A 21,983-nucleotide genomic window follows, 5' to 3' on the forward strand; every position below is an offset into this window, starting at 1 on the left:
CCATCACTCACCGGACGCCATCCATCCCTGCCCACATGCACCCACGACCCGCCCGGCGATCGAACGGCTCGTCCGACCACCCCGCCGACCCCTTCCGCTCCGACAGGCCCGGCGACGACCGAGCCCCTGAGCACGGAGACGGGGACGGGTTCGATCCCGTTCCCGAGGCGCGGGCGATCGCCGCGACGCTCGCGACGACGCTCGGCCCGAACGGCCTCGACAAACTGCTGATCGACCGCGGCGGGACGGCCCTCGTCACCAACACCGGCGCGACCGTCCTCGACGCGCTCGAGATCGATTCCCCGATCGGCCGCGTGGTCCGTGACGCCGTCTCGACGCACGGCGACCGGGTCGGCGACGGCACCACGACGACGGCCGTCCTCATCGGCGCGCTCCTCGCGGAGGCCGAACGGCTCCGTGAGCGCGGCGTCCACCCGATATCCATCGCCGACGGCTACGCGACCGCTCGTCGGAACGCGATCGAACGCGTCCGGGAGCGATCGACGCCCGTCGGCCCCGGCGACGACCGAGTCCTCCAACAGGTCGCGCGGACCGCGGTTACGGGCCGTTGGGACGAGACGGCGGCCGACCGGTTCGCCGACCTCGCGGTCGGGGCGATCCGCGGGGTCGGCTTCGACGCCGCCCGGCTCACCGTCCACGCGTACCCTGGCGGGGGGCTCGCCGACGCCGAGACGCTCGACGGCGTCCTCGTCGACACCGACGCGTCCTCGACGGCGATCGACGACGAGGTGGCGCGGTTCCCGCGACGGATCGACGCACCCGCGATCGCCGCCGTCGACGGCGGCCTCTCCCCCCGGTCCGGAGACGTCGAGGCGACGGTGTCCGTCGACGACGCCGAAGGGCTGACGGCGATTCACGAACACGGTCGTCGCTCGCGCTCGCGGCTCGTCGACGCCGTCTGTGACGCCGGCACCGACGTCGTCGTCTGTCAGCGGGCCGTCGACGACGCCGTCCGGACGTCGCTCGCGCGTCGCGGCGTGCTCGCGATCGAGCGGGCCCGCCGGGACGAGTTCGACGCGATCGCCCGCGCGTCCGGGGCGCAGACGGTCACCGAACACCGTGACCTCACGCCGGACGCGCTCGGGGCCGCCGATGCCGTTCGTCGCCGGACCATCGGTGGGACCCCGGCAGTGGCGCTGACCGGGCTCCCGAACGAGTCACACGTCTCCGTGGTGGTCCGCGGCGGGACCGACCACGTCGCCGAGGAGACCCGGCGGATCGTCGACGACTGCGTGGTGGCGATCCGACACGCCGTGAGCGGTGGGATCGTTCCCGGCGGCGGCGCGGGATTCGTCGACGCCTCGCGATCGGTCTCCGCGCGTGCACGGGGGATCGACGACCGCTCCGCACTCGCCGTCGAGGCGTTCGCGGACGCCCTCGAAGCCGTCCCGCGAACGCTGGCTCGGAACGCCGCGAGCGACCCGATCGACGTGCTCGCGACCCTCCGCGCGCGACACGACGGCGGGCAGGCCGCGGCCGGGATCGATCGGTCCGGGGCGGTTCGGGACGTCGAAGCGGCCGGCGTGTTCGACCCGGCTGCCGTGCTCACCGGCTGTCTCGCGACGGCGAGCGAGACCGCGATCGCGGTGTTGCGGATCGACGACGCGCTCGTCGCCGGCGGGAGTGGTCCGGACGCCGATTGCAGACGCGGTCCGGACGCCGATCGCGGACACGGGTGCTCACACGACCACGGTCACGGGGGTGGCCGCGGGAGTGACCGAGACGGATCGAGCGGCGAACACGCCGGCTATCCGTGGGCGCTGAGTCACTGAAAAAGAACGCCTCGGGGACGGCCGTGCCGCGTTACAGGAAGTCCTCGATGTGGTCGGCGACCTCGTCGGGGGTGTCGCCGACGGGGACGCCCGCGGCGTTGAGCGCGTCGATCTTCGACTCGGCGGTGCCGGTGCCGGAGCCGGAGACGATGGCGCCCGCGTGGCCCATGCGCTTGCCCGGCGGGGCGGTGCGGCCGGCGATGAAGCCGGCGACGGGCGTGTCCATGTGCTCGCCGATGTAGGCGGCGGCTTGCTCCTCGTCCTCGCCGCCGATCTCGCCGCACATCACGACGGCGTCGGTCTCCTCGTCCGCCTCGAACGCCTCGAGGGCGTCGATGAACGAGGTGCCGATGATCGGGTCGCCGCCGATACCGATGGCGGTCGTCTGGCCGATGCCGCGCTCGGTGAGGTTGTCAACGACCTGGTACGTGAGCGTGCCCGAGCGGGAGACGAGCCCGACGTTGCCCTCCGAGAAGATGTTGCCGGGCAGGATGCCGAGCTTCGACTCGCCGGGCGTGATGATGCCGGGACAGTTGGGGCCGAGCAGGCGGGTGTCGACCTCCGAGAGCCGCTTGTTCACCTTCGCCATGTCCTGGGTCGGGATCCCCTCCGTGATCGCGACCGCGAGGTCGATGTCCGTGTCGAGCGCCTCGAAGACCGCGTCGGCGGCGAACGCCGGCGGTACGAAGATCACGGACGCGTTCGCGTCCTCCGTCTCGACGGCCTCGTCGACCGTGTCGTAAACGGGGACGCCGGCGACCTCCTGGCCGCCCTTGCCGGGCACCGCGCCGGCGACGACGTTCGTCCCGTAATCGATCATCTGTTCGGCGTGGAACTTCCCTTCCCCGCCGGTGATCCCCTGGACCACCACGCGCGTGTCGTCGTCGACGAAAATGCTCATTGGGACACCTCCGATGCGTTCTTCACCGCACGCTGGACGGCCGCCTCCAGCGTCTTCTCGACCTGCAGGAGGTCGGTGTTTAAGATCTCCATCCCCTCCTCGGCGTTCGTGCCGGCGAGCCGAACGACGACGGGCTTCGGCAGCTCGTCGTAGCCGGAGAGCGCCTCGTTGATCCCCTTGGCGACCTCGTCACCGCGGGTGATCCCGCCGAAGATGTTGAAGACGACGCTGTCGACGTTGGGGTCGGAAAACACCATGTCGAGCGCCTGCGTCACGCGCTCGGCCTTGGCGCCGCCGCCGATGTCGAGGAAGTTGGCGGGCTCGCCGCCGTAGTAGTCGACCAGGTCGAGCGTCGTCATCACGAGGCCCGCGCCGTTGCCGATGATGCCGACGTTGCCCGACAGGCGAACGTAGTCGAAGCCGTACTCGCCGGCCTTCCGTTCGAGGTCGTCCTCGTACGCCTCCTCCTCGAGCTCGGCGAGCTCGGGCTGGCGGAACAGCGCGTCCTCGTCGATGTTCATCACGGCGTCCGCGGCGACCACGTCGCGGTCGCTCGTGATCATGACCGGGTTGACCTCGATCTCGGAGGCGTCGCTGTCCTCGTAGAGGTCGTACAGCGTCGAGAGGATCGACGCGACGTCGAGCGCGACGTCGTCGTCGACGCCCGCGTCGTAGACGGCCTTCCGGGCCTGGTACGGGTGGAGGCCGAACGCGGGATCGACGTGTTCACGCACGATCGCGTCGGGGGTCTCCGCCGCGACCGTTTCGATGTCGACGCCGCCCTCCGTCGACACCATCAGGACGGGCTGGCCCTTGCCGCGGTCCATCGTCACGCCGACGTACAGTTCGTCGACGAAGTCGACGCCGGACTCCACGAGCACCTTCTCGACCGTGTACCCCTTCAGGTCCATCCCGAGGATGTCCTCGGCGTACTGTTCGGCCTCCGCCTCGTCCGTCGCGATCTTGATCCCGCCCGCCTTGCCACGTCCGCCGACGTGGACCTGGGCCTTGATCGCGGCCGGGTAGCCGATCTCGCCGACCGCGTCGAGCACGCCCTCGACGCTCGTCGCGAGTCGGGACTCCGGCACCGGGATCCCCGCATCGGCGAAGATCTCTTTCGCCTGATGTTCGTGTAGCTTCATCCACGTTGATACCCGGCCACCGGCGGCTTAAATCCTGAACATTCGCGCCGGAGACGTGTTCTCACGCCAACAACCCGCACGGAAGCTCGACGGCGGCCCGCCGCGGCTACGGGAGGAGCCCGTCGTCGCCGTCACCGTCGTTATTGCCGTCGTCGCCGTCGCTGCCGTCGCTTTCGTCGCTTCCGTCGTCGTCGCCGTCGCTGCCGTCCCCTCCGTCATCGTCGCCGTCGTCGTCACCGCTACCGGTCCCGTTCGCGTCCGCGGTGCTCGCGGCGTCGGGGTCGACCCCGCCCATCATCGCGAGCGTGTGTCTCTCCTCCTGGGACCGGAGCGCGTTCGGGTACACGCCGACCGTCACGACGAGGTCGTCGTCGGTCGCGACGGCCTCCGTGACGTGGACGTCGACGTCGACCGAGGTCCCGTCGAACGTCGCTTCCGCCTCGAACCGGGACCGGACGGCCGTCTCGCCGAGGACCTCGACCTCGTCGTCCTCGTCGTGGGTGATCCCCTCCAGCCCGTCGTAGCTGTCCTGCACCAGCTCGACGAGCTCCTCGGTGTCCATGTCGGCGACCGGGTTGAACTCGCGGCCGAACACCGACACCTGGGGCGTCGCGAACGTCACGAAGACGCCGGCCCGCCGCTCCCCGAGCACCGGCACGGACACCGTCTTCTCGTACTCGACGACGTAGTTCGTGGCGACGACCGTCTCCCGGAGCGGGCCGATCCCCACCGGCTCCTCGATCACCACGGCGTCGACCCCGCTCGGTTCGTAGCCGGCGTCCGCGGCGGTAGCCTCCCGAACGCCGTACGCCGACGCCTCGTGTTCGGTGAGGTCGTCGAGGCACCCGGCTATCCCGGCGACCCCGACTGCGCCCGCGCTCGCGAGCAACGTGCGTCGATCCATCGTTCGCAGCCGAGTACCGGTCGGGAGGATAAGAGGGTGCCGGTCGACCGAGGTTTCGGCGGCATCAGAGCCGCATCGAGCGCGCTCTCGATCGGATCGAAGCCCGCCGCAGTGACTGCGAGGGTCCCTCTTTTCGGCCTAATTGACGCTCTTCGACAGCTCCGCCCCGGCTTTGAACTTCACGTCGTTCGACGCGTTCGCGTCACCCGCGAGGTGGAGAATCGCCCCGTCGAAGGGCGTACAGACGCAGTGAATCTCACCGTCGTCGTGGACCGTTCGCGCGGCGTGCGCCGCGAGTTCCTCATCGGGGAGTGCCCCGACGCGGACCGCCTCCGCCAGCGTGCCGTCGAACAGTTGAGACCCGACGGGGGAGACGTCGTCGGGTAACAGCCGCCTAATGGCGTCCTCGCTGAGCGCGCCGTCGTCGAACGCTGCGAGGTCGACGACGACGACCTTTCCCGCGCCGCCCCCACCGCCGTGGCTGGTCGTGACGACCGTCACCGAGTCCTCGTAGAGACACGACTCGTCGATCACCCAGCCGCACGAGTAGAGGTATTGGTCGTTGCTCCTGTGACGTTGGACGTGCAGTAACGCCGGGAACGGACACGGACACCCTGCCGGTTGTACGAGCACCTGACAGACGATGGTCGACGTGGACGACGCGGGCCCCCGTTCCCGACCCCAGGCGGACAAGTCGTCGACATCGGTCGGTCGGCCGTCCGACGTCACGCCGATCGTCGACCGCTCGTCGGTCGCCGTCGGCGGCGTGTTGACGACGCCGACTCCTGCGCTGGATCGAACGACCTCGAGGCTGCCGTACGTGTGAACCGGGCCGGAGATCCCCGTCGTCGGAGCACCGCCCCAACAGTACAACGGGGTCGAAATCGACGGACCGCTTCCCGAGGAGCTCCCCTCGCAGGACGCGTCCTCGTCGTCCTCGTCCTCGTCGTCGTCCGCTGCAGCCATCGCGACACGGCGTCGCCCCCACGAGTACACCTTCCCTTCGTCATCGAGCCGTCCAGTGACGTACCGGATAAGACGATCCGGGGTGATCAGCGCTTCCAGCGTCGGCCCATCACGCGGCGCTCGCGCGTCGGGCACCGTGATGACACACCGCTCACCGAGCACGGGTTCCCGTTCGAGGTACTCGTACAGCGCCCGTATCTCGTCGGCGCTCGCGCCAGTGAGTTCCTGCAGGCGTCCGTTGCGAGGCGTCCGTTCCGAGGCGGCGTCGGCGTCGTCCGCTAACGACGCTTCGAGTAGGTCGACGTCGCCCTTGACGATCGCTTGTACCTCCCGAACGGCTTCGGCGGCACGGTCCCACTCGCCGTCTTCAGCGTACGCTGCCGCCCGCTGAACCAGTTTCTTCCGACCGTCCGCGTGTTCCCGGACGGTTACACAGACGTCGTCCGAGCAGCGTTCCAGCGTCGCCCGTATCTCGTCGATGGTCCCCGTCATCTCATCGAAACGCTCGTTGATCGGTCGATCAGTCTCCGGGCTCCGACCGGTTCGCGCACTGCGCTTGCTGATGGACGCTGCTGTCTCCATCGTCTGGGAGAGAAGTCGTTTCTCCAGCTCGAGCGCGGCCGAACGCGCTTCGACGGTGTCGTCGGAGCCGTCGCCGTCCGGATCCGCACCCCCTCCAAACGCCCCTTTGCGTCGGTTCGACCGCGTCGAGTCGTACTCCGCCGTCGGTGCACAGACCGTGTTCGTCACCCACGCTTCGAGGCCGACTTCTCCCGAGAGGAACCCCTCTTCGACACGGATACTCGGAGACAACTGCACCGTGTCACCGGGTGTCGCCGCGAGTAGGCGGTCGTTTCTGACCCCACCGAACGTCGCAGCGGGCGATGCACCGGTGTTCGTGGTTCTTTCAGCGACTCGATCCAGACAGCCCGCGAGCCCGCCGAGCGCGAGTGCGCCGCTTGTTGCGAGAACGCGCCGTCGGGTCGTCGCTGTACGTTTCAACATAATCACATACGAGATGCTATGAGAGAGCTTAAGTGCTGTCGTTGAACGGGAGATCGCTCGTTGTCCGATATTCCGGCGCTACCTCGACGCGTGACTGGCAGCGAACCGACCGGTGCTTCCGCAGCCACCCGTTAGGAACACCCTGCGAGAGGTGGAGTCTGTATGCCGCAGCACGCCCGGGATGAATTCACTGGAGCCCGCTCGGTAATGGCGGTACTAAACGGGGCTGTGAGAACACCAACGAGAACCCGTGACGCCCGATCGGGATCAGGCCGTGGTCGCTTCGGCCCTCTCTCGGGCGAACAGGTCCAGGACGACCTTCGCGCCACCGAGGACGACGGGACCGACGAACAGGCCGATCGCCCCGAACAGTACGACCCCCCCGAAGATACCCAAGACGATGATCGCCACGTTGATCGTTCCGCTCCGGCTGATGAGGGCCGGCCGGAGATAGACGTCGGAGACGCTGACTAACAGCCCATAAACCGCAAAGGATCCACCCGCCAGGGGGCGTCCGATCACGAAGAGATAACTCGAAACCGGAACCCAAACGCCGAACGCACCGACCAGCGGGAGCAAGGCGAGAACGAACGTCGCCACGACCAAGAAGACGACCCCGGGCATGCCAACGAGCAGCAATCCGACCCCGAGCAGCCCCGCTTGAATGGCTGCGACGGCGACGTTGCCGACGACGGACGCCCACATGAGGCTATCGAGCTCCTCGAGCAGGTCTCGCTGCACTCGGTCGGTAACGGGAACGACCGATCGGAGCCAAGCGAGTAACTGCTCGCCGTCGCGTAACAGCGCGAAGAGAACGAACACCGTCACCGTGAGCCCGATCAGCACGTTTGGGAGGTTGCCGACGACGCCGAGTGCGCCGACGGCGAGGCTTTCCAATCCGGCCCCGATCGGCTCTCGATACGTCGCATACAGCAGTTCGAGATCGACCACGTATCCGACCGTTTCGAGCCGGTCCTGGATCGCCTCCGGACTGAAATCACCCTCCTCGAGGGCGGTGAGGAGTTCTAGCCCCTGCTGGACCGCGATGGCGAGGACGTATGCGAGCGGTACGAAGACCACGAATATCGAGGCCACGATGAGGGTGATCGCTGCTATCATCGAGCTCATCCGTCGCTCGAGTCTCCGTTGTACGGGTTCGAGGACGTACGCGAGCACGATCGCGAACAGGACGTATTGGAGATACGTGGAGACGAGGAGCGCGGCGAGAAGCGTGCTCACCACTGCCAAGACCGTGAGTGCGTTCCCTTCGGACGACCAGCTCTGTTCGGCCATGGCTCCTGTAAAAGGCTCGCTTATATGGTTATATTGCCCTTTTTATGTATCCGCTCCGGAGCGAGGTTCCATTGCGTGGCGTTTACCGGTTTCTGGATTCTCTCGAAGAAAACCTCAGAACGGCAGTTTCGGCGGAACGAGAAGCGATTTATTTCGGCAAGGCCTACACTCGGTGTGCAAGTCACCATAATCGATTACGGGGTCGGAAACATCCGAAGCCTCCGACGGGGGCTGGAGCGAGCGGATGCGACGGTGACCGTCTCCGACGATCCATCGGAGATCGCGTCGGCGGAGGCACTCGTCCTCCCCGGCGTCGGTGCGTTCGAGGAATGTGTTCGTAACTCGGAACGCTTCCACGACGTCCTCGTCGAGGCCGCGGAGGATACGCCCGTTCTCGGCATCTGTGTCGGCCTACAACTCATGTTCACGGAGAGCACCGAGGGCGCAGCTGACGGCGAAACCATCGATGGCCTTGACCTCATACCGGGACTCGTCGAACGTCTCCCCAACGACGAAGTGAAGGTTCCGCACATGGGGTGGAACACGATCACCGTCGAGCGAGACCATCCGCTCGTGGACGGTATCGAAGACGGGGAATACGCCTACTTCGTCCACTCGTACGGCTCGGAAGTCGCCGGTCACACGGTCGCCTCATGTGACTACGGGTTCGACTTTGCAGCCATCGCTGCAAACGAGCGGGGGAACGTGATGGGGACGCAGTTCCACCCGGAGAAGAGCGGTGAGCTGGGCCTTCGCGTCCTCCAGAACTTCGTGGATTACGCGAGCGCCATGCAGGACGATCCACTCGCTGTCGAGTAAATCGGATTATGGGAGGTGCAAGGCTAAAACCCCGCCCTGAAGGGCGGGGATACAGCCGACAACTCTTCCACAGACTACCTTCGATGGCACTGCCGGATGTTCCACGCCCAGTCGTTAGTTTTAATATACAATTTTCCATAACTAGTTATGAACACAGTCCGATGCTGGAGACAACTCGCACCTATCGAGCGAAAATCGTCAACCACCAACAGGTGAGTGGCAACCTCGACCAGTGCGGATTCTCCGCATCGAAACTGTGGAACGTCGCCCGATACTACACGCAGGGCCGGTGGGACGACGACGGGCAAATCCCCGACGACGGCGAACTCAAATCCGAACTCAAGGAACACGAACGATACAGTGACCTCCATTCTCAGTCAAGTCAGCGAGTTCTCGAAGAGCTTGCTGAGTCGTTCACCAGTTGGTACAAAGCACGCCAACGCGGAGACGAGGACGCCAATCCACCCGGCTACCGCAAGCACGGCGACGAACACCCGCGCTCCACCGTAACGTGGAAGCAGAAGGGTATCAAGCACGATTCCAAGCACAATCAACTCCGACTGAGTAAGGGCTTCAACCTGAAGACCCACCGCTCGGACTTCATCCTCGCAGAGTACGAAACCCGCCCCGATGTACAGGTGCAGAACATCCAGCAGGTTCGAGCCGTGTGGAACGGTGACCGTTGGGAACTCCACCTCGTCTGTAAAGTCGAAATCCTCGTCGAGGACGCACCCGGCGACAACACGGCGGGCATCGACCTCGGCATCAAGAATTACCTCGCCATCGCTTACGATGATGGAGATGCGGAGTTGTATCCGGGGAACGTGTTGAAACAGGACAAGCACTACTTCACGCGCGACGAGTACGACACCGAAGGCAAGAACGGTCCGTCACGCCGTGCACTTCGTGCTCGTCAGAAACTCTCACGTCGGAAAGACCACTTCCTGCACGCCCTCGCCAAACACGTCGTAGAGCAGTGTATCGACCACGAAGTTGGTCGTATCGCTGTTGGTGACTTAAGCGAGATTCGTGCGAACGAGAACGGCGACTCTCGAAATTGGGGCAAACGTGGGAACAAGAAACTCCACGGATGGGAGTTTGATCGATTCGCCACGTTACTCGAATACAAGGCGGAGGAACACGGCATCCTCGTTGACCGCACGAGCGAGCGAGACACGTCAAAGACGTGTTCGTGTTGTGGGCGGAAGCGTGACGCGAACCGCGTGGAACGTGGCTTATACGTCTGTGAATCGTGCGGTACGACGATGAACGCGGACGTGAACGGTGCGGTGAATATCCGCAGAAAGATAACTCAGAATCCTCCGACAGAGGATATGAGTAACGGTCGTTTGGCACGGCCAGTAGCCTACTTGTTCAACCAAACCTCTGGGTCGTTCCACCCGAGGAAACAGGTGGGTTGCGAACCCTAATATCCCAACGCTCGGGAATCCTCGCCCTTTAGGGCGGGGAGGATGTCAACCGTGGTTTGCAACATTTATTGCCTCTCGCTTGACTCAACCTAGGCATGGAAAACGAGACTATCGATACATTAGCTTCTGAGAGCGAACTTCGTGAAGCATATCCGATCATCGACCAGTTGCGGCCCGTCGGAGAAGAGAAATTCCTCGAATTAGTCGCTGAAATGCGTGAGGAAAGCGGGTACCGATTATACGGTCTTCGTGATGAAGACGACTCCCTGGTAGCTGTCATGGGTTTCGTGGAGCAAACAAACCTCTACAGCGGGTCCCACGTCTGGGTTCATGATCTGGTCGTCGACGAACCCGCCCGCGGGAATGGATACGGATCGAAACTACTCTCCTGGGTATTCGACTGGGCGGAGGAACGAGACTGTACCTGCGTCGAGCTAGCGTCTGGTCTCTGGCGCGAAGATGCTCACCGCTTTTACGAGGGTCTCGACATGGAGAAGTATTGTTACACCTTCCAGAAGAGTCTCAGTGCTGAAACCCCCTACTAATTGGGCGCTTTCAGCACGCTCGAGCGGCACTACACATCTACCCAACAGATGTCTCTTCATCGAATGCGCGAAACGATCTCCCAACGATCTACGGACAGCATCCTCTATTCTCGATCCCGCTCAGTCTGTGAAAGCTTCGATTCGAGATCGCGTTTGACGTCACCCCACTCATCATCAATAAATGTGGATACGTATGGGCCGGCGCAAGGAACGTAAACGCTGAACGAAACGCAGGTGAACTGCGGTAGGACGTCTCTTCTCGTCCGGTCGATGTGACGCGGGAGTCGATCAACGGGCGTTCGCCGTGGGGGTGTCGTCACCGTCGAAGTCGTGCGGTGATAACGGACCATCTCGCACGATAAGAGGCCGTTACCACCGGAACTGTTCATCGACTATTAACTATAAGAAAGTTTATGCTAACCCTGCGCTTCTAGGACGTGATTATGAGCTCACGAAGACCGAACGGTGATGAACGACGTGTGTTACATGGCACCACTAGTCGTCGCCAGGTTCTCACAGCCGGCGGCCTCATTGCACTCGGAAGTCTAAGCGGTTGCCTTAGCCGCGTTGCTTCCAGTGTGACGAACACGGGTGCGTCCCCAGCAGCGATGTTTGGCGGACTTCGCGACGACCGCCTACTGCCCGCCACAGCCGGCGATACCGTGCGATTTGCACCGACGGTACGCGTCGAAGAACGGTTCCTCTCCGGAGAGATCGAAGTCGAAGCATGGATGACGAACACGACGTTCACGGCGAAAGCCAACGACTACAATTCGGTGCGCTCAAACAAACGCCGAAGCAGCATCGGCGGGCGGCCAATCGAGGACGAAGACGATGACTCGGATGAGCATGATGACTCGGACGCGCACGTACGCCGTTCGATCGAGCGGTTACAGTCGCTGACCGGCGCGAGCGATGACGAGATACGCGCGATGTACGAGTACCTCGAAGACGACCCCGTACTCCGCGAGCAGGCGGTTATCACCCTCCCCGATGCGCGGGTACCGCGTGGAGGACCGACGGTAGAGGAACTGATTACGCCGGACCGAGTTATCCAGTTTATCACCGGTCGAGCTGATACGGACGATCACGTATACGCGTGGGGAGCGAACGAGTACGAAGAGCTCGCTGCAGCTGACGACGATGACGATGACGACGACGAGAACGAGTCCTGTGAGCAGACGTCCTCTGGGACCAGTCTGTCAACAGAGGGGCAGGTGTACTGTTGGGGGTCCGGCTCGTCCACCGCGATATCCGAACCGATACACACCTACGGGAGTCTCGAGCTGATTCGATCTCCCGCAGGGGTCGGCGTCATCAATTCACCGCCCGTCGCAACCGACGAGCACTCGAAGATCGGAGTCACGTCCGATGGAACGCCACTCACCGGTGACCAGGTAAACGAGTGGGGGCGTGAAGACGGTCCTGCACTCTCCACGTCGACGATCGTCAGTCAGGTGCTCGTACAACCGGCAGGCTGTCCGTGTCCGTTCCCCGCGCTACTGCACGTCCAACGCCACAGGAGCAACGACCAATACATCTACTCGTGCGGGTGGATCATCGATGAGTCGTGTCTGTACTCGAACTCTACGACCGTGGTAACAGCGGCTCGGGGTCGGGGTGGCGGAGCAGGAAGAGTAAGCGTCGTCGATATCCCCGTCTCTACGGGGAGAGAGATCACCGGAGACGTGATTCGACGGCTGTTGCCTGATGACGTCTCTCCGATCGGTTCGCAACTGTTTGATGGCTCGCTCCGCGATGCAGAGCGCGCGCAAGTCCTTCTGGATGATGAGTTCGCAGAACAGGTCGCTCAGACCGTCTCCGCCGGTGATGACGAGGTGTACTGCGTCTGTACTCCGTTCGATGGGTCGTGTTTACATCTCGTGGACGACGGAGACACCGAGAACGTAGTGAAGTTCAAGGCGGGCGCTGAACTCTCAAAGAGCGTGAACTAACGACTCTCCGTTCAACGACTCTCCCGCTGTTGGGCCTTGTTCAACTCGATCAGGAGCCGGAAGATCGCCTTCACGAGGTTGGCGTCGACGTCGAAGCGGTCGGCGTTGTCGGCCACGCGCTCCATCACGCGAGCCTCCTGTGACTCGTCGGTCGTCGGGAGGTCGCGGTCGGCTTTCACCTTCGCGACCGTGTCGGCGACGTACGTTCGGCGGGCGATCAGTTCGACGATCTCGCGGTCGATGTCCTCGATCTCCCGGCGCAGCTCGTCGAGCGACATCTCCTCTGGGTCGGATGTGTTCGTGGTCATGGTCGGGTGTCGTCGGTTCCGTCGGGGCTCTCCAGGACCCGAGCCCCATCGTTTCGCGTCGTCGTTCGGCGAAGCGTCCCGGATCGCTCGCCCCACAGGTCAGCTACGGCGTCGAGGTCGCTATCGGGGTCGTCGCGCTCCGCGACGGCGACGACGCTCGGCCCGGTCCCCGACAGCGAGACGCCGGCCGCGTGAGGCATCGCCTCGACGGCCGGGTCGGTGTCGAACCCCAACGCGGCCGAGAACGCGAGCCCGTTGACGGTCATCGCCTCGGCGTACCGACCGTCGACCGCGAGGTCGGCGACCAGATCGGCCATCGACGCGACCCGCTCACAGCGGTCGACGTCGGCGTCGGCGCTGTACGCGCGCTCCGGCGGGGTCCACACGAGCGCGTCCCACGTCACCGGCTCGCGAAGCCGGAGCTCGTCGGCGGCGTTGTCGGTGAGACAGACCCCGCCGAGCATCGACGCCGTGGCGTCGTCGAACGCGCCGGTGACGGTGACCCCGGCGTCGCGAGCGGCGCGGACGCCGAGCCGACAGGCCTCGATCCGCGTCACGTCGACGTCGGGGTCCGAGGCGTCGTCCCCGACGGTCAGCCCGAGCGCCGCACACGTCGCGAGGACGGTCGCGTTGGCGGCCGCGCTGGAGCTCTTTAACCCCGCCGCGAGCGGGACGTCGCTGTCGGTGCGAACCGTGCCGCCCTCACCGTCGCCCCACCGGTCGGTCGCGAGCGCGACACAGCGCTCGATCAGTTCGGTGTCGGCCGCCGGCGCCTCCGCGATCGCTCCGTCGACCGCCGCGGCTCCGGGGTCGAGGTCGACCGTTGCGCGCGTCTCGACGTCGAGCCCGAACGCCGCGCCGGTGCCCGTCGCGAGCGCGTTCAACACCGTGCCCGCGCCGAGCGCGGCTGCCCGTCCCTCCATACACGCACGCCGTCAAGCGGGCCCAAAGCGTTGGCGGTCCCGGCGAGCGTCTCAGTCGGTCCCCGGCTCCGCGCGACGCACCGCGGCGTCGACGGCGTACCAATCGGGATCGGCGCGGAGACCGCCGTCGCGGCTCCGGAACCGGACCTCGACCTCGAGCGGTCGCCGTCCGACCGCGAACCGGTCGCCGCTGGGGAACCGCTCCGTCACGTAGTCGAACCCGACGGCGTCACGGTCGCGGGAGTTCGGCCGGGTCGCGTACACGTCGGCGCGGAACTCGAGCAGTCCGTACGTGAACCGACCGTCGTTCTCGACGACGAGCCGCGCCGTCACGGTCGTCCAGTACCCGCCCTCCGCGACGTCGAGGACCTCGGCGTCGGTAACGGTGACGCCGGCGTCCTCGGGGTCGACGCGGTCCGGAACCGTCGGTTCCGGGTCGGTTCCCGCGTTCCCATCCGCATCGCCGTTCGCGTCGGATCCGGACCCGTCCGACCCGCCGTCGGAGTCCGGGTCGTCGTCCACTGCCGTGGAGTCGTCTCCCCCGGTCGTGGAGCCGCCCTCGCCGTTCGCGTCGGGGCTCCCGTCCTCGTCGGACGGGTACTGCGTCCCGTCGGCCTCCTCGAAGCAGCCGGCGAGCAGGCCCGGGACGGCGGCCGCCAGGAGCGGGCGGCGAGGGATCCGTCGGGGCATTGTCGACCCGACGACCGCGGGGGAATTAAAGGTAGGTATCCGGGGCGGACGGCGTCCGTCGGCTTCGGCAGCATCGGTCGGTTCCGGTGGAGTCAGTCGCTCACCCCGCCCAGGAGCCGAGCGCGCCCGCGATCGATCCGACGAGCGCCGATCCGACGGCTACCCCCACGACGGGGCCCAGGGCGTCCGTGAACCCGTACGCCTGCGTCGCGGCGTTGCCCTGGGTGGCGACGACGAGGGCGACGACGACGAGCCCGTACAACAGCGCCCCCGCGCCGGAACCGAGCCCGCAGGTCGCCGCGGCCGCGCCCACGCGATACGAGCGCGAGCCGACCAGCAGCCCGATCGTCCCGGCGAGAACCGGCGCGCCGACCAGCGCCGCGGCGGTCACCGAGAGGTAGAGCTGGGCGACGAAGACGGGGCCGAATCGCCCGGCGTCGCCGCCCGCCTCCGTCGCGAACGCGGCCTCCGCCCAGCCGGTCGCCGCCACGCCGGCGATTCCGACGCCGACGCCGACGGCGGCGAACACGGCGACAACGAGACCGACCTCGTCGACGTCCATCAGCGGATCGCCCACCCGTTCGCGAGCGGTCCCTGCCACCCCGCCCGCTCCTCCCAGGCGTCCCCGGAGAAGCCGGTCGCGAGCAGGAACTCCCCCGCCCGCACGACGTAGCCGTACTGGACCCCCGCGTGGTCGTCGAAGCGGTAGCGCTCCCCGCGCGCCTCGTGGTGAAGGTACCGATGCCAGCGGGTCGGGGCGTCGTCGCCGGCCTCCGCGGTCGATCCCTCCTCCGCGGTCGATCCCTCCTCCGCGGTCGATCCCTCCTCCGCGGTCGATCCCCCCTCCGTAGTCGCCCGATCCGCCTCCGGGTCGATCGGCTCGACGTCCTCGGTCCGGCCGGCCGCGGTGACCGCGTCCAGCCGCCGGGCGGCGACCGCGGCATCCGGGTACCGCTGGACGTGGACGACCGTCCTGCCGAGGTCGTGATACCACCCCTCGAAGGCGTCCGCCGGGTTCGTCCGCGGCTGCGGCCGGTCCCCGAAGACGACGAACAGCTCCGCCGTCCGATCGTCCGGCTGGACGACCGGCCCGAGCCGGGCTCGGATCTCGTCGCGGCGGTCGCCGTCGATCGCGTCCCCGTACACCCGCGGGATCTGGTCGCGGTCGTACGCGTCACGGTCGTACGGCCGACGTGCGACCGTCGTGAACCCCTCGTTCGCGACGCCGAGCTCGACGAGCGTCGTCTCGAGGACGGCCTCGCGCGCCGCCGCGTCCGCCGGTAGCGGGTCGAGGAGCCGGTGAAGCAGCCGGTTGTGGATCGGATCCCGGGAGAACGCGCGCTCGACGTACGGGCGGGTTCCGATCCCGGCGAAGCCGCGGCGCATCCGGTCGAGCTCCTCGAGGAACCGATCGACGTCGTCCCGGTCGGCGAAGTTCCGGAGCACCTCGACGTGTCGCTCGGTCCGCGCCGCGATCCGCGCCCGCGGGGTGAAGTGCGGTTCCAGGGCGTCGCCGGCGCGGTCGGCCGCGCTCGTCCCCGCGTCCGCCAACCGGTCGGCGAGCGCCACCGTGACCGCCTCGTCGGCGCGCACGGTTTCCCGGACGTCGTCCGCCTCGGCGACGACGTCGGCGATCGCCGCGCGATACGTCCGGACCGCCGCCTCGTACTCCGTCGCGAACCAGAGCGCGTCGTCGACGACCCGGCGCGTCGCGTCCGCCAGCCGGTCGTTTCCGCCCCCGGCGACGTCGTCGACCGCGCTCGCGTCGGCGTCGGTCGCGGCGGTGCTGACGGTCTCCCCGGGCGTGTCGGCCGGCGGATCCGCCGGGTACTCGACGCCGTCGACGCCGGCACACCCGGCCAGCCCGGCGGCGAGCGCGACCCCGAGAACCCCCCGTCGCGTCCGTCTCATACCGGGGATCCACGCGGGCCCGCCTTAAGTATGGCCACCTCCCGCCGGGCGGACGACCGCCGCGTCGCCAAGCGAACGACCGCCGCGTCGCCAAGCGAACGACCGCCGTGTCGGCGAGCGAACGACCGCCGCGTCGACGAGCGGACGGTCGACGTCGGCCCCGAGCGCGTCCCTTTTCAACGACGGCGCCCAACCCGGACCCATGTCAGCACACGCACGCGGCGACGTCCCGCCGACGTCGATCGGCATCGAGCTCCGCGAGGAGGGCGTCGTCGTCGAATATCTCGACGGGCGGACGACGCTGTACCACGGCGTCCCCGACGCGGTCGAGGGGGCGCTCACGACCGGGCCCGGCAAGGAGACGCACGTCCTCGTCACGGACCCGACGGGGACCGAGGGCGTGATGACGTACGTCAACGATCTGAAGACGGACGAGGAGATCCTCCGCGACTCGGGAGTCGGCCGCGTCGTGTTGGAGTCCGGCGATCGCGAGGAGCTGTTCCCGGGCGTCGTCGTGACGCGGACCGGCCAGCGGAGCGAGGTGATCGCCGACCCCGAGGTCGCGGGCGGCCGCGTGTTCGTGTTCGTCGAGGACGAGTGGACCGAGGGGAGCTTCGAGATCGTCGCCGCCCCCGAGGACGGGCTGGACGGCGACCGGTGAGTCGAAACGACCGATGAGCCTCGCGAAACCCTGGCGCGACCTCGACCGCGCCACCGTCCGCAGCGCCCCGACCCGCTACGCGCTGTACGAGCTCGGCGACGCCGACGGCGAGTCCGTCGGGTTCGGCACCGGGATCCTCCGCGACGAGCTGAAGGAGGCGCTCGCTTACGGCGACGCCGTCACGGTCCGCTGGACGCTCGCGGAGTCGGCCGACTACGCGGAGCGGCTGCTCGACGAGCACGTCGACGGGTAGCGACGGCGCCGGGCGCGGCTACTGGAGATAGTCCGGCTCGTCGCCCTCACAGGACCGCTCGTGTGTCTCCGCGTCCGCCCGGTCGTCGAACAGGAGCCCGCACGCCTCGCAGGCGAACCACGTCATGTCGTCACGCCGTGTCGTCGTGACCATGTGTAACTATATCATGCCGAGGGAGGAAACCGTTGTCGCCGTCAGCGACCGTTCTCGTGTCGCGGCCAACGACCGTCACCGTGCCGCCAGCGCCCACCCTCGTGCGGCCGGCAACGACCGCCGCTCGTGACCGACTCCGCGCCGCCAGTCGCGCCGCGACCCCGTCTATCGGACGACGAGAGCGCTCCCGATCGGACAACAGTAAAGGCTCGCGCGCCGGAACGGGTGGTATGAACGATACCGCTGGCGTCCGTCTCACGGTCCGTGCCGCCGAGAAGCGCGACGCGGGACGAGGTATCGCCCGGCTCCCCGAGCCCGCGCGCAAGCGACTCGGCCTCCTCAGCGGCGACACAGTCCGTATCCGAGGCGAGCGCTCCGCGGTCGCGAAGGTGTGGCCCGGCGGGCCGGACGCGCGGGACGACTTCGTCCTCATCGACGCCGACACCCGAGCCAACGCCGGCGTGAAGGTGGGCGACACCGTCGAAGTGGTGCCGATCGACGTCGTGGACGCCGACCGGGTGACCCTGACGGCACCCGCCAGGCTCGCGAGCGTCGACGTGAGCCACGAAGCCGTCGAACGCGCGGTCGTCCGCGACCTCCGTGACCGCCCCCTCAGCCGGGGGGAGGCGGTCCACGTCGAGCGCCTCGGCGGGCTCCGGTTCGTCGTCACCGACACCGACCCGACCGGCACCGTGCGGATCACGACCGCGACCGACGTCGCGGTGCGCTACGCCGACGGCGACGACGCGTCCGCTGCGGGCGCAGCCGGGACCGAGGGGCGCGGAGGCGGCGGAGGCGGCGGGGGCGCGGGACGCCCGGACGCCCCGACGGGCGACCGCTCGCCTCCCGACACCGACGCTCGAACGGCCGACGCCCGAACGGCCGACGATCCAGTGACGGGCGAGGGGATCGACCCGCCGGCCGAGCACACCGCCGGGGCTACCTACGAGGACATCGGGGGACTCGACGAGGAGTTGGACCTCGTGCGCGAGACGATCGAGCTCCCGCTGTCGGAGCCGGAGGTGTTCACGCGGCTCGGCGTCGACCCGCCGAAGGGCGTGCTGCTGTACGGCCCGCCGGGGACCGGGAAGACGCTCATCGCCCGCGCGGTCGCCAACGAGGTGGACGCGACGTTCATCACCATCGACGGCCCGGAGATCATGTCGAAGTACAAGGGGGAAAGCGAGGAGCGGCTCCGGGACGTCTTCGAGCGCGCGAGCGAGGAGGCGCCGGCTATCGTCTTCTTCGACGAGATCGACTCCATCGCGGGTAAACGCGACGACGGCGGCGACGTGGAGAATCGCGTCGTCGGCCAGCTGCTCTCGCTCATGGACGGGCTCGACGCCCGCGGCGACGTCATCGTCATCGGCGCGACCAACCGGGTCGACAGCCTCGACCCCGCGCTCCGACGCGGCGGGCGGTTCGACCGCGAGATCGAGATCGGCGTCCCGGGGGAGGCGGGACGCCGACAGATACTCGACGTCCACACCCGCCGGATGCCACTCGCGGACGACGTCGACCTCGACCGGATCGCGGCCAGAACGCACGGGTTCGTCGGCTCCGACATCGAGGGGCTCGCACAGGAGGCCGCGATGACCGCGCTGCGTCGCGCCCGCGAGGCGGACGAGCTCCTGGCGTCCGTCGTCGTGGGGAAGGCGGACTTCGAGGCCGCCCACGCCGCCGTCGAGCCGAGCGCGATGCGCGAGTACGTCGCCGAGCGGCCGACCACGGACTTCGACGACGTGGGGGGGCTGCCCGAAGCGAAGGAGAAGCTGGAGCGGGCGGTGACGTGGCCGCTGACGTACGGTCCCCTCTTCGACGCGGCGAACGCCGACCCGCCGACCGGCGTGTTGCTCCACGGCCCACCGGGGACCGGGAAGACGCTGCTCGCGCGCGGGATCGGCGGCGAGAGCGGGGTCAACTTCATCCAGGTCGCCGGCCCGGAGCTGCTCGACCGGTACGTCGGCGAGTCCGAGAAGGCGGTTCGGGAGCTGTTCGACCGGGCCCGCCAGGCGGCCCCCGTCATCCTCTTTTTCGACGAGATCGACGCGATCGCGGCCGACCGCGACGCGGCCGGCGGGGGCGACTCCGGCGTCGGCGAGCGCGTCGTCTCCCAGCTGCTCACCGAACTCGACCGCGCCAGCGACAACCCGAACCTGGTCGTGATCGCGGCGACGAACCGTCGCCCGGCGCTCGACCCGGCCCTGTTGCGCCCGGGACGGCTGGAGACCCACATCGAGGTCCCGGAGCCCGACCGCGACGCGCGCCGCAAGATCCTCGACGTCCACACCCGCGAGAAACCGCTCGTCGACGGCGTGGACCTCGACCGACTCGCCGACGAGACGGAGGGCTACTCCGGGGCCGACATCGCCGCCGTCTGCCGGGAGGCAGCCCTGACCGCGATCGAACGGGTCGCCGACGAACACGGTGCGGCGGCCAACGACCACGCCGACGAGGTCGGGATCACCGACGACGACTTCACGGCGGCGCTGACCGCGGTCTCCGCCAACCAGCTGTAGCGTCGGGGGACACGGGCGTCGCTCGGCAACGTCGGTCCGGCGAGGGAGGCGTATATAACGGGCGAAGGGAGGCCGGTTCGGCCCTTATAACGATGCCTCACGTCCGGGGCCGACGACCGCGACCGACCCGGACGGTGGACCGTGAACCCCTTTATCAGCGCGTCGCTAACGACCGGGTATGAACGGGCGCGACGCGTCGGGGGCGGGCGGTCGCCGCGCGGACCAAGGGGATCGCCGCGCGGACGCGGACCGCGACCCCGGAGACGCCCCCGACGGCCTCTCGGTTCGGGACCTCCTGCGAGGCGTCCTCGCGGCCGTCAGGTCGCGGCCGACCGCCGAACTCGCGCTGGTTGCGGTGCCGATCCCGGCGCTGCTCGTCGCCGTCGCGCTCCTCCCCGGGACCGAGGCGTGGCGGTTCTCGCTCGCCGCCGACGGCGTCCTCGAGAGCCGGACGACGCTGTGGACCGCCTTCGCGTCCAGCTTCGTCCACACGAACGCGTCACACCTCGCCGACAACGTCGTCAACTACTGGCTGCTCGTCGCGGTCGCCTACCCGCTCTCGGTGATCGCCGGCTGGCGGCGGCGGTTCCTGTACGCGGCCGTGATCTACCTCGCCGTCGTCCCGCTCGCCTCCGCGGCGGCCACCCTCGCGGTCCTCGGCAGCGTCACCGACGCCCCCGCCGCGGGCTTTTCGGACGTCAACAACGCCCTGCTCGGCTACCTCGTCGTCGTCTGGTTCGCCGCGCTGGCGAGCGAGACGGGACCGGCTGACAGCGGCGGAGCCGATGGCGCGGAAGGTGGAACCGACGGCGCAAGCAACCGGCCGCGCCGGCGCGTCGGCGTCGATCCGCGGTGGTCGGCCGTCGCCGTCTGCGGGTCGCTCGCGGTCGTCTTCGCCGTCCCGAGCGGCGTCGACTACTTCCCCGCGCTGCCGGCCGTCGGCGCGCTGTTCGCGGCCGTCGCCGTCCTCGCGGCCGCCGCGCTGCTCGCCGGAAGCGGCCGGCCGCGAGTCGTCGGGCTCGACCTCCCGGCCCCGCGGGAGCTGCTGTACGTCTGTGGCGCGAGCGTCGCCGTCGCCGGCGTGATCGGGTCGCTCGTCGTCGTCCCGTTCGGGAGCAACGTGTACGCGCACCTCGTCGGCTACGTGGTCGGGTTCTCCGTGCCGTTCCTCGCGGTGATCGCGGGGGACCGGGCTTGACATCCTCCCCGCGCTGAAGCGCGAGGATTCCCACGGCACCGTACCGCTGGGTTGGGATATTGTGGTTTACGACGTGACGTGTTCTTGAGGTGCGAACGCACCAGTTTCCTTGTCAAACAGGAACGTCGATGGCTGTGCCAACCAGCCGTTACTCCTATTCACCGAGAGATTCGGTAAATTCGGAGATACTTTCTGCCGAATGTTCTCAGCGCCGTTCACATCTGCATTCGCCACTGTACCGCACTCATCGCAGACATACAGTCCGCGTTCAACACGGTTCGCGTCATGCTTCCGGCCACAGCACGAACACGACTTCGAGGTATCCCGCTCAGACACGTGCTCGACCGTGATGCCTTCCATCTCCGCCTTGTATTCGAGAAGGTCGGTGAACCGGTCGAACGCCCACGAGTGCAGATCAAGATTACCGTGTTTGCCCCAGTCCGTTGACTCGCCGTTCTCCTCATCTTCACGGATGCCGGAGAGATCGCCCACCACGATCGTTCCAATTTCCTCGTCAACACACCGTTGGACGATGTGCTTGGAGAGGATGTGGAAGTAGTGGGTGCGGCGGGCCGACTTCTTCTGATTCAGCCGGGTGGCCTGCTCGGAGTCCG

General features: G+C 67.5%; 21 protein-coding genes. 9 read left to right on the top strand and 12 right to left on the bottom strand.

Annotated features, from left to right (window positions below; genetic code table 11):
- The first annotated feature begins 35 nt into the window (after window positions 1-35).
- Window positions 36-1,793: a TCP-1/cpn60 chaperonin family protein gene (locus tag GRS48_RS05290; protein WP_159484288.1), complete on the top strand. Its 1,758-nt coding sequence runs from the start codon at window positions 36-38 to the stop codon at window positions 1,791-1,793.
- A gap of 31 nt (window positions 1,794-1,824) precedes the next feature.
- On the opposite strand, the gene sucD is transcribed toward GRS48_RS05290, so the two are convergent.
- The 5 genes from sucD to GRS48_RS05315 form a co-directional block, all read right to left on the bottom strand.
- Window positions 1,825-2,694: a succinate--CoA ligase subunit alpha gene (gene sucD / locus GRS48_RS05295; RefSeq protein ID WP_159484290.1), complete on the bottom strand. Its 870-nt coding sequence runs from the start codon at window positions 2,692-2,694 to the stop codon at window positions 1,825-1,827.
- On the bottom strand, window positions 2,691-3,836 hold the full coding sequence (sucC, locus tag GRS48_RS05300) for an ADP-forming succinate--CoA ligase subunit beta (RefSeq protein ID WP_159484292.1): 1,146 nt from the start codon (window positions 3,834-3,836) through the stop codon (window positions 2,691-2,693). Before sucC ends, sucD begins: the two co-directional genes overlap by 4 nt.
- A 106-nt stretch (window positions 3,837-3,942) precedes the next feature.
- Window positions 3,943-4,740, bottom strand: a complete 798-nt coding sequence (locus GRS48_RS05305; protein WP_159484294.1) for a DUF6517 family protein — start codon at window positions 4,738-4,740, stop codon at window positions 3,943-3,945.
- A 138-nt stretch (window positions 4,741-4,878) separates the two neighbouring features.
- Window positions 4,879-6,525, bottom strand: coding sequence for a hypothetical protein (locus GRS48_RS05310; RefSeq protein ID WP_159484296.1), 1,647 nt, complete (start codon window positions 6,523-6,525; stop codon window positions 4,879-4,881).
- Between the two features lie 453 nt (window positions 6,526-6,978).
- Window positions 6,979-8,004 carry an AI-2E family transporter gene (locus GRS48_RS05315; RefSeq protein ID WP_159484298.1) on the bottom strand — a complete coding sequence of 342 codons (1,026 nt, stop codon included), beginning with the start codon at window positions 8,002-8,004 and terminating at the stop codon, window positions 6,979-6,981.
- A gap of 174 nt (window positions 8,005-8,178) precedes the next feature.
- On the opposite strand from GRS48_RS05315, the gene hisH reads away from it, so the two are divergent.
- From hisH to GRS48_RS05335, 4 genes are all read left to right on the top strand, one after another.
- Complete coding sequence (hisH, locus tag GRS48_RS05320; RefSeq protein ID WP_321168306.1) at window positions 8,179-8,823, top strand: imidazole glycerol phosphate synthase subunit HisH; 645 nt, start codon at window positions 8,179-8,181, stop codon at window positions 8,821-8,823.
- A gap of 161 nt (window positions 8,824-8,984) precedes the next feature.
- Window positions 8,985-10,253, top strand: coding sequence for an RNA-guided endonuclease TnpB family protein (locus GRS48_RS05325; protein ID WP_159484300.1), 1,269 nt, complete (start codon window positions 8,985-8,987; stop codon window positions 10,251-10,253).
- Window positions 10,254-10,348: 95 nt separating this feature from the next.
- Window positions 10,349-10,798, top strand: coding sequence for a GNAT family N-acetyltransferase (locus tag GRS48_RS05330; RefSeq protein ID WP_159484302.1), 450 nt, complete (start codon window positions 10,349-10,351; stop codon window positions 10,796-10,798).
- Window positions 10,799-11,376: 578 nt separating this feature from the next.
- Window positions 11,377-12,753: a hypothetical protein gene (locus GRS48_RS05335; RefSeq protein WP_159484304.1), complete on the top strand. Its 1,377-nt coding sequence runs from the start codon at window positions 11,377-11,379 to the stop codon at window positions 12,751-12,753.
- Between the two features lie 11 nt (window positions 12,754-12,764).
- On the opposite strand, the gene GRS48_RS05340 is transcribed toward GRS48_RS05335, so the two are convergent.
- The 5 genes from GRS48_RS05340 to GRS48_RS05360 all read right to left on the bottom strand — a co-directional run bounded on the left by GRS48_RS05340 (window position 12,765) and on the right by GRS48_RS05360 (window position 16,585).
- Window positions 12,765-13,061, bottom strand: coding sequence for a chorismate mutase (locus GRS48_RS05340; protein ID WP_159484306.1), 297 nt, complete (start codon window positions 13,059-13,061; stop codon window positions 12,765-12,767).
- Window positions 13,058-13,984, bottom strand: a complete 927-nt coding sequence (locus GRS48_RS05345) for a shikimate kinase (RefSeq protein WP_159484308.1) — start codon at window positions 13,982-13,984, stop codon at window positions 13,058-13,060. The genes GRS48_RS05340 and GRS48_RS05345 overlap by 4 nt, the downstream gene beginning before the upstream one ends.
- 51 nt (window positions 13,985-14,035) lie before the next feature.
- Window positions 14,036-14,674, bottom strand: coding sequence for a hypothetical protein (locus tag GRS48_RS05350; protein WP_159484310.1), 639 nt, complete (start codon window positions 14,672-14,674; stop codon window positions 14,036-14,038).
- A gap of 100 nt (window positions 14,675-14,774) precedes the next feature.
- The gene (locus tag GRS48_RS05355) at window positions 14,775-15,236 is read right to left on the bottom strand and encodes a hypothetical protein (RefSeq protein ID WP_159484312.1); all 462 of its coding nucleotides are present in this window, start codon (window positions 15,234-15,236) and stop codon (window positions 14,775-14,777) included.
- Window positions 15,236-16,585, bottom strand: a complete 1,350-nt coding sequence (locus GRS48_RS05360; protein ID WP_159484314.1) for a hypothetical protein — start codon at window positions 16,583-16,585, stop codon at window positions 15,236-15,238. The genes GRS48_RS05355 and GRS48_RS05360 overlap by 1 nt, the downstream gene beginning before the upstream one ends.
- Before the next feature lie 202 nt (window positions 16,586-16,787).
- Here GRS48_RS05360 and GRS48_RS05365 point away from each other — a divergent pair, with 202 nt between their 5' ends.
- Both GRS48_RS05365 and GRS48_RS05370 read left to right on the top strand, forming a co-directional pair.
- Window positions 16,788-17,246 carry a DUF5796 family protein gene (locus GRS48_RS05365; RefSeq protein WP_159484316.1) on the top strand — a complete coding sequence of 153 codons (459 nt, stop codon included), beginning with the start codon at window positions 16,788-16,790 and terminating at the stop codon, window positions 17,244-17,246.
- Window positions 17,247-17,259: 13 nt separating this feature from the next.
- Complete coding sequence (locus tag GRS48_RS05370) at window positions 17,260-17,499, top strand: hypothetical protein (RefSeq protein ID WP_159484318.1); 240 nt, start codon at window positions 17,260-17,262, stop codon at window positions 17,497-17,499.
- Window positions 17,500-17,517: 18 nt separating this feature from the next.
- On the opposite strand, the gene GRS48_RS15320 is transcribed toward GRS48_RS05370, so the two are convergent.
- Complete coding sequence (locus GRS48_RS15320; RefSeq protein ID WP_255473066.1) at window positions 17,518-17,652, bottom strand: hypothetical protein; 135 nt, start codon at window positions 17,650-17,652, stop codon at window positions 17,518-17,520.
- 230 nt (window positions 17,653-17,882) lie between these two features.
- Between GRS48_RS15320 and GRS48_RS05375 the strand changes: the two genes are divergently transcribed.
- Together GRS48_RS05375 and GRS48_RS05380 are read left to right on the top strand one after the other, a co-directional pair.
- Window positions 17,883-20,171 (top strand): AAA family ATPase, encoded by a 2,289-nt coding sequence (locus GRS48_RS05375; RefSeq protein WP_159484320.1) that lies wholly within the window; start codon window positions 17,883-17,885, stop codon window positions 20,169-20,171.
- A gap of 178 nt (window positions 20,172-20,349) precedes the next feature.
- On the top strand, window positions 20,350-21,369 hold the full coding sequence (locus tag GRS48_RS05380; RefSeq protein WP_159484322.1) for a rhomboid family intramembrane serine protease: 1,020 nt from the start codon (window positions 20,350-20,352) through the stop codon (window positions 21,367-21,369).
- Window positions 21,370-21,435: 66 nt separating this feature from the next.
- Here GRS48_RS05380 and GRS48_RS05385 read toward each other — a convergent pair.
- The coding region (locus GRS48_RS05385; protein ID WP_159484324.1) for an RNA-guided endonuclease TnpB family protein at window positions 21,436-21,983 on the bottom strand (548 nt) is incomplete at its 5' end.

This window comes from Halorubrum sp. JWXQ-INN 858, from assembly GCF_009806985.1.
Classification (GTDB): Archaea; Halobacteriota; Halobacteria; order Halobacteriales; family Haloferacaceae; genus Halorubrum.